This is a genomic window from Pedobacter kyungheensis, from assembly GCF_000812965.1.
Taxonomy (GTDB): Bacteria; Bacteroidota; Bacteroidia; order Sphingobacteriales; family Sphingobacteriaceae; genus Pedobacter; species Pedobacter kyungheensis.
This window is the reverse complement of sequence record NZ_JSYN01000036.1, coordinates 39,642-46,925: the sequence shown is the minus strand read 5'-3', so window position 1 is coordinate 46,925 and position 7,284 is coordinate 39,642. Positions and strand designations below refer to the sequence as shown.

5 protein-coding genes are annotated in these 7,284 nt (G+C 42.7%); all 5 read right to left on the bottom strand.

Annotated elements, in window-relative coordinates:
* Nucleotides 1-200, bottom strand: a 200-nt coding sequence (locus OC25_RS28250; protein ID WP_209435627.1) for a hypothetical protein, incomplete at its 3' end; no start/stop codon positions are given.
* A 24-nt stretch (nt 201-224) separates the two neighbouring features.
* The gene (locus tag OC25_RS23740) at nt 225-614 is read right to left on the bottom strand and encodes a DUF805 domain-containing protein (protein WP_082018703.1); all 390 of its coding nucleotides are present in this window, start codon (nt 612-614) and stop codon (nt 225-227) included.
* 178 nt (nt 615-792) lie between these two features.
* Nucleotides 793-2,544 (bottom strand): RagB/SusD family nutrient uptake outer membrane protein, encoded by a 1,752-nt coding sequence (locus OC25_RS23735; RefSeq protein WP_039481798.1) that lies wholly within the window; start codon nt 2,542-2,544, stop codon nt 793-795.
* A 24-nt stretch (nt 2,545-2,568) separates the two neighbouring features.
* Nucleotides 2,569-5,832, bottom strand: a complete 3,264-nt coding sequence (locus tag OC25_RS23730; protein WP_039481795.1) for a SusC/RagA family TonB-linked outer membrane protein — start codon at nt 5,830-5,832, stop codon at nt 2,569-2,571.
* A gap of 25 nt (nt 5,833-5,857) precedes the next feature.
* Nucleotides 5,858-7,282, bottom strand: a complete 1,425-nt coding sequence (locus tag OC25_RS23725) for a fasciclin domain-containing protein (RefSeq protein WP_039481792.1) — start codon at nt 7,280-7,282, stop codon at nt 5,858-5,860.
* Nucleotides 7,283-7,284 lie beyond the last annotated feature (2 nt).

The following is a 7,284-nucleotide window of genomic DNA, read 5'->3' as shown; positions in this document are numbered from 1 at the left end:
GGAGATTGGAATTTTATTACCCAGACAAGGAGTTTCGCTTTTGAAGCTGGCTTGGTAAATAAAAACCTCGCAGGTTTTTGAAACCTGCGAGGTTTGTTCATCAGGTCGCGATTACAAATCACGACCAACGGCAAAACATAATCGTCATGCTGAACTTGTTTCAGCACCTCACCTGCAGAGAAACCCTTAAACAAATCCAAAAGCCATCGGATCAGTGCAACGACCTAATCTTTGCTAACCTGATCTTGATTGGTGGTAACAGGCGCTACATTAAACTGTGGGTTAAAATGAGTTCCATAATAGGGATCATCGTTCCCTTCCCCTTTGGGATTATCGCCATATTCATTTGGGCCATAATCGCTTTCTCCAAAAAACAAAATCCAACCGTAAAAAGGAATGAGCATCCACCAGCCAGAGTTACCCCTGTCATGACAACGTTTGGCACTTTGTGCAATCAAAATGTAGGCTGGAATTAGCATCAATACGCATAAAGCTTCCGAACCACCTTCTGCTGCAGCGGCAATAATTCCGATTAATACTAAACAAAAAATACGGGAAAGGGCATATTCGGTACGACGAATGCGGCCTTCAAAAGAAAAAACTGATTTAAACATGAGTGCGTTTGATTATTTGGTGGCGCTAAAATAGCTTAATTTTTAGCATTTCAACTATTTGAGTTAAAAATGTATGATTTTAAAAAAGCCAGATGTTACCACCTGACCTCGTCAATAATTCAAGACCTCGCAGGTTTTAAAAACCTGCGAGGTCTGATTATAAATCGCGACCAACAATTTATTTCCCCCAATCAAATGGCAAATACCAGTTTGCTGGTGTCATCAGTTTAGACCGGGTTGCACTTGCATTCGGGTCACCAGCTTTTAACAATTTCTGATAAACGCGCTCGGCCAGGAAAGCCGGATTGTTTTGCCTGCGGGCAACGCGTACCAAATCGGGCCAGCGGTTACCTTCAAAAGCCAGTTCCAAAGCGTCTTCGTCAATCAATTTGCCTTCTAAGCCTAACATATCTGTCTGGTAACTAACATCAATGGCCCTTACACCAGCCCGGTTTCTGATGCCGGTATTGCGATACCAGGGCGATTTATAATCTGAATTACTTCTGGCATCAAAATAATAAGGCGATGTGGTTGGATAAGGAGTTTGCATGGTATTGATCTCTGCAGTAGAAACCGGAGATTTTGCACCGCTCACATAAGTACCGGTATAATAAGTATCCTGAATACCAATATTCATAAATGCCCAGCCCAGTTTCCCTTGTCCGTCGCGGTTTGCAGCTTCTGCGAAACGCAAGTGCAATAAACCGGCCCGGTATATCCCCCATTTTCCGCCTTTGTTAAAACTGCTTAAAGCCGTGTTATTGTCGGTAAGCTTGGTTATTACAGGCCCTGCAACCGAATTTTCGTACGATAATTTTCCACGGGCATCGTAAGGGATACCGCTGTATTGCCTTTGCGCATTCCAGTTATCGATGGCTACCTGAGAAGGTTTAATTAAATATTTACCATATAACGAAGAGCAAACCTCGACCATGGGATTACCCGGTTTATAGCTTGGATTGTATGGAATACCCCAGAAAAACTCCGAGTTCCAGGTTATATTATTGGTGGGCTGTATAAACATATTACGCCATCCACCATCCGTAATTAATGAACCTTCATCCTGCCCTCTGGCGTAACGCACAGTTAAATCGTTATACGCCGAGCTGAGATACCCCACTACCTTATATACATCAAACTGGATGTTGATATTGGTATTGTTGTTTTCTACATTCATAATTTTGGCGTAGTTTTCGGCTGCCTTCAAATAATTGCCCTTCCACAAATACAAATCGCCCAATACAAAGGGTTTACAGATGAATATTTTCTGGGTATTCTGCCCATCAATACCTACGATAAGCGCGTTTCCGGCAGGATAAGCATACACCTCCTTATAAGGCAGTTTTTCGGTAAAATCAATCAGCCGGGTTAGCAAATCATCGAATGAAATACGGGGATATAAACTTAAATTTTTAACATCTTCTACATTTTCTACCGGATCGGTGATATAAGGAACGCTGCCATACTGTGCACCCAGCTGCAAATAAATCCAGCTGCGTAAAGCGCCTAAATCTGCATAATGTTTATTGTAATCGTCAACACTCATTTTATGGTTGGCCACCATGATATTGAAATTTTTAAGCGCATCGTTAATATTCAATATCACGGCATAATATGGCCTCGGATCGACATACGGGTTATCTTTCGTAGTGGTATGGTTGGATAGCTGCTTTAAATAAGCATCGGCATTACCGGTTACATCTACCAAATCGGCCCGTACTTCATTTTGCAAAATATAGAGCTTTTCTAACCCTAAAAACTGACCATATATACCAATTACCGCGGCATCAGCATCAGAAGTATTCTGATAGGCATTGGTAATATCAAGTTTATCTTCGGGTACCTCATCGGTAATTTTTTTGCACGACCATGAACCTGTTGCAAGCAGGGCTACTGCTAAAAGTGCAATAACTTTTTTATTAAAATCCATCTTCATCTTTTTATACATAATCAATTATAAACCAATTCTAACACCCAATTGAAACGACCTGAACTGTGGTTCGAGCGTGGTATCTACACCTTGTGTAAAAATGCTGCCCGTTGCGCTGAGTTCTGGATCGTAGCCCAAATAATTGGTCAGCGTAAATACATTATTGGCTGTTGCATATAGCCTGGCGTATTTAATTGACCTGCCTTTAAGTGGTACATTGTAGGTTAAATTTACAGTGCGCAAACGCAGGTAAGAGCCATCTTCGATCCAGCGATCGGAGAATTGTGCATTGCCCATCGGATCGCCGTAGCTGGCTTTGGGTACGTTGGTTACCTGACCTTCGCCACGCCAGCGGTTACGCATAATATCGGTTTGGTTGTAATAGCTGTTTCCCGATTCGAGCATGGAACGGGTATAGTTGTAAATATCGTTACCCGTTACAAAGGTGAATAACACATCCAAACTCCAGTTTTTGTAGCTGAAAGTATTGTTAATGCTACCGTAAAGATCGGGGTTCGGGTTACCGATTACTACGCGGTCTGCATCGTTGATAATTTTATCGCCATTGGTATCAATAAATTTAGTGTCGCCACCGGTAAATGGCACCAATACGCCCGCACTGTTGCGGATTGACAGGCCTGCAGCAGTTGCTTCGGCAGTTGAGGCATATACACCATTGGTACGCTGACCATAAAATAAATTAGCTGTTTGACCAACCCGCGTTAAATAGGTACCGTTGGCATAATTGGTTAAAATATCGGTACCACCAGGTAAGCTGTTTACTTTGTTTTTGTAAGTACCCAGGTTTACGCCGATATCCCATTTAAAGGTTTTATTTAAAATACGGCCGTTTAAACCAAAATCCAACCCGGAAGTACGCATACCCGCCTGATTATCGATATATGAATTAATCCCCCCTATGGCAGGAACGGGTACATAGGCCAGCATTTTGTTGGTGGTATGGATGTAATAATCGAGACTAAAGCTTAAACGCTCATTAAAAAATGAGGCATCAAGCCCGGTATTGAATTTGGCTATACTTTCCCACTGAATACCCGGATTGGCAATGTTTCCCCTAACCACGCCCTGTAGGCCTAAAAGATTCTGAGAAATGTAGTATTGCCTGTTGTTGTAATTACCAATATCATCGTTGCCCACAAGACCATAGCTCATCCTGAATTTCAATAAATCGATGTATTTATAATTGTGCATAAAGCTTTCTGAAGAGATTAACCAGGCACCACTTACAGCAGGCAGAATGGCCGATTTATTACCCAGAATATCTAAACCGTAACCACCAATGTAACGTACCGAAGAGGAAATATCCCTGCGGCCAAACCTCGACGACTGATCTACAGCCGCATTAAGGCTCAGGTAATACTTATCCTTGTAATTGTAATCGGCAGTTAAATAGCTGTTTAAATTACTCCATTTGCCAATATCGCCACCAAAATAGCGTAGTGCGGCATTACTGTTGCCAATACTGATCAGTACATCGGTTGCCGAGTTGTAGCCAATGGCATAATCCTGCTCACTTTTGGCCGAAGTATAGCGCGTGCCCAAAGCTGCATGTAAGGTATGGCCTTTGTCAAATCTGCGGTCGAAACTTAAATGCAGGTCGTCGAAAACACTGAAATAACGGATTACCTGTGTGCCTAGTTTACTGTCGCCGATGGTGGTTGGCAAAACTTCGTTGGTTACCCCTTTTCGCGGGATAAATAAAGTTTCCTGTGTTTTATCGTAAGTTACCCCGGTTAGGTTAGAAAGTTTAAAAGTTTTGTTAAAGGCGTAATCAAAGTTGATGTTACCAAAAAAGCGGTAGGCTTTTTTCTGGTTCAGGCCTTTTTCAATCAGTGCACGAGGGTTACTTACACCGAGGGTATCGGCATCGGCCAGGTTGGGCGAAACTGCCCCTGTTGAACTGATTTCATTCACGGCGAGAAACGGCGCCTTAACCAGCGAAAGAAATACGGGGTTAGAATTGGGCGATAAACCCTGATCTTTTAACCGTTGCTCGGTGTAGGTAAACGATAAATTGGTATTACCGGTGAGCTTCTTGGTTAAATTGAGATCACTGTTAAAACGCATTGAATATTTATTGTTGCTGGTAGAATCGATTACCCCCTTATCGGCAGAGTAACCTGCAGAAAGTGCATATTTGGCAATGTTATCACCACCACTAACCTTTAAGAAATAGCTCTGATCGATACTGGTTTTAAAAACCTGATCCTGCCAGTTGGTATTTTGATGGTACATGGGATAGTTGGCGTTGTTTGCCGGATTTGGATCATCGTTCATGTAAGGTTTTGCAGCAATAGCACTGGCACTTAAGCCCTGACTTTTCAGCACATCAGAAAGGTAGCTGCGAAAATCGTCAACCCCCATTACATTGATGTTTTTAGGCTTTAAATTCACTCCGGTGTAAGCCGAAAAATCAATTAGTGTAGCCAAATCTTTGGCATGGCTGGTGGTAATCAGCATTACTCCGTTTGCAGCCTTGGTGCCATACACAGCTGCAGCCGATGCATCTTTAATGAGCGTAATATTTTCGATATCGCGTACATCAATAAACTGTAAAGGATTATTGCGGTGCCCGGTGGTAAGCGAGGTGCCATACGAATTGGCATCGTAAGGCATGCCATCTACCACATATAAAGGCTGGTTGGTAGCATACAATGAGGTAAAACCCCGCACAAATACATCGGCACCAATGCCAGGCGTGCCCGATCGCCTGATGGCATTAACACCAGCCATGCGGCCCTGCAGGTAACTATCGGGTGTCTCTGAATTTACGGCCCAGCCCCCTTGCGGGTTTAAATAGCTTAAAGCAGCCGATGAGCGTGCCAGGTTCTGGGTACTTGCCGGCAGGGTTACTTCGGTAAACAAAGAATTGTAATTGCTGGGATAAATTTTAATGGTTGCCAGTTTCCCTTTGTGTACCGGTAACAGTTTGGTGTGGTAATTGGTAAAACTAACCAGCAAAGTTGCATTATAATCGGGCACAATGATGGTAAACTTTCCGTTATTATCGGTTAAGGCTCCCGAAAAATCGGTAACCGTAAGCTTAACTCCGTTTATAGGTTTATTGGTATAGCCATCTACCACAACACCTGTTATTTTCTGGCCAACCAGTTTTTTTTGTTTCACCTTAACGGTAGTGGTATCGGTACTGTATTGAGCCGAATCTTTAGTGCTGGTATCGGTTTGCTGTGCAAAAGCCACAGCCGAAAGCATGAGCCCAAACAATACAAGCGAAATTCCTTTTTTTATGATGGTAAAATTATGCATAGTCTTTTTTTGAATCAGATTACGGTTAAGGAAGAATAGGTTCAAAGCGCAGGTAATCTAAAATGAGTGTATTCTGGTCTTTAGTAGCGGTATTGGCCGACATTAAGCGGAGTTGTAAGGTTCCGAATTGTTGCGGCGTATAATCGCCCAGATACACTTCTGCGTAATTTAACGGGGTAACGGTTTGGGTAGCAAATAAATCGTACACCAAAGTGGTTGGGTTATACATAAAATAACGTTGTGTAAAATTAGCCACTTGCGCATCGCCCTGTGCCCCCGATATGGCCCGGGCATAAACCTTGTACTTAACCAACGCTACCGATGCCAGATAATTGATATAATATTCGGCAACACCGTGGTTATACACCTCAATGTCTTTATAGGCAATGCCTTTATCATCCAGTTTTAAACGGTACAGGGTATTGCCCGATCTATCAGACCGGAAACCAAAAGGCAGCTCGCCTTCTATTTTAAAGGTTGGCACCTTATCTTTCGTGCGAAAAGGTAAAGCATTCACAACATAAACAATCCCGTTACTGGCGCGGTACGATTTTACTATGGCCGATTTGTTAACCGGAATTTTTACGCCGCGGGTTGAAAGCAGTGTATCGGGCAGTTTATCTAAAGTGTATAAGCCTTTAGCTACTAAATCGCGTACCAATACAAAAGAGCTACCGTTAGGATAAAAAGGCTCTAAACGGTTGCGTTCGGCAGTATAAGTCGCATCCTGCAACATAAAAAAGGTGTACTGCTGGCTTTCTGTCCTTAAATCGGCTACACTGTTCCAGTAAAAGTTTCTGGAAACCATGGGTGGATTGGGTGCAAATATGGGGTTACCTAATGAGTTGTAACCAATAATTGTAGCATTAGCCGTATCGATTACCTGTGTAGATAAATTGGCAATGAAAGTACTTTGAAGTGGTGCATCGGTACTGCCCAGCATAAAATCCCAGACATTTAGCTTGGTGGGTACCGGTTTATCAATGACATACAAAGCGCCGTTCTTTACGAAGACCGGATTGCCTACAACGGCTGCTTCTTCGAAAGTTGGCCCTACCATGGTGGCGTATTTTTTATTTTGAAGCAATACTTTAACGGTATCGGTTACCCTTTTTGGCGCAGGGGTAGCAGTTAAACCAATGTGGTTGGCTACAAAATCTTTCAATTTAACCGGATCGCTTACAATGGAGGCATCGAGTGTTGCCAGGGCATCGTTGGTAGGTGCCCAAACGGTATAGGTTTGCGATGAAGTTAACAGTTTATCGTAGCCTGTACTCCTCACATATTCCGTAAACTTGCTTAAGTTGGCCTGCGCTGCTATTTTCTGAAACAGATCGGTACTAAAATCAACGTTTACAATTTCGTTATGCTCATCCACGGCATTTTTACAACCGTTTAACCCGATAACTGCGGCTAACAGGAACAGGATGTGGAATATATTTTTTTTCATTT

Bases quoted from the DNA above. Each gene is read 5' to 3' on its own strand.
- OC25_RS23725 (WP_039481792.1), bottom strand. From the start codon at position 7,282: ATGAAAAAAAATATATTCCACATCCTGTTCCTGTTAGCCGCAGTTATC.
- OC25_RS23735 (WP_039481798.1), bottom strand. From the start codon at position 2,544: ATGGATTTTAATAAAAAAGTTATTGCACTTTTAGCAGTAGCCCTGCTT.
- OC25_RS23740 (WP_082018703.1), bottom strand. From the start codon at position 614: ATGTTTAAATCAGTTTTTTCTTTTGAAGGCCGCATTCGTCGTACCGAA.
- OC25_RS23730 (WP_039481795.1), bottom strand. From the start codon at position 5,832: ATGCATAATTTTACCATCATAAAAAAAGGAATTTCGCTTGTATTGTTT.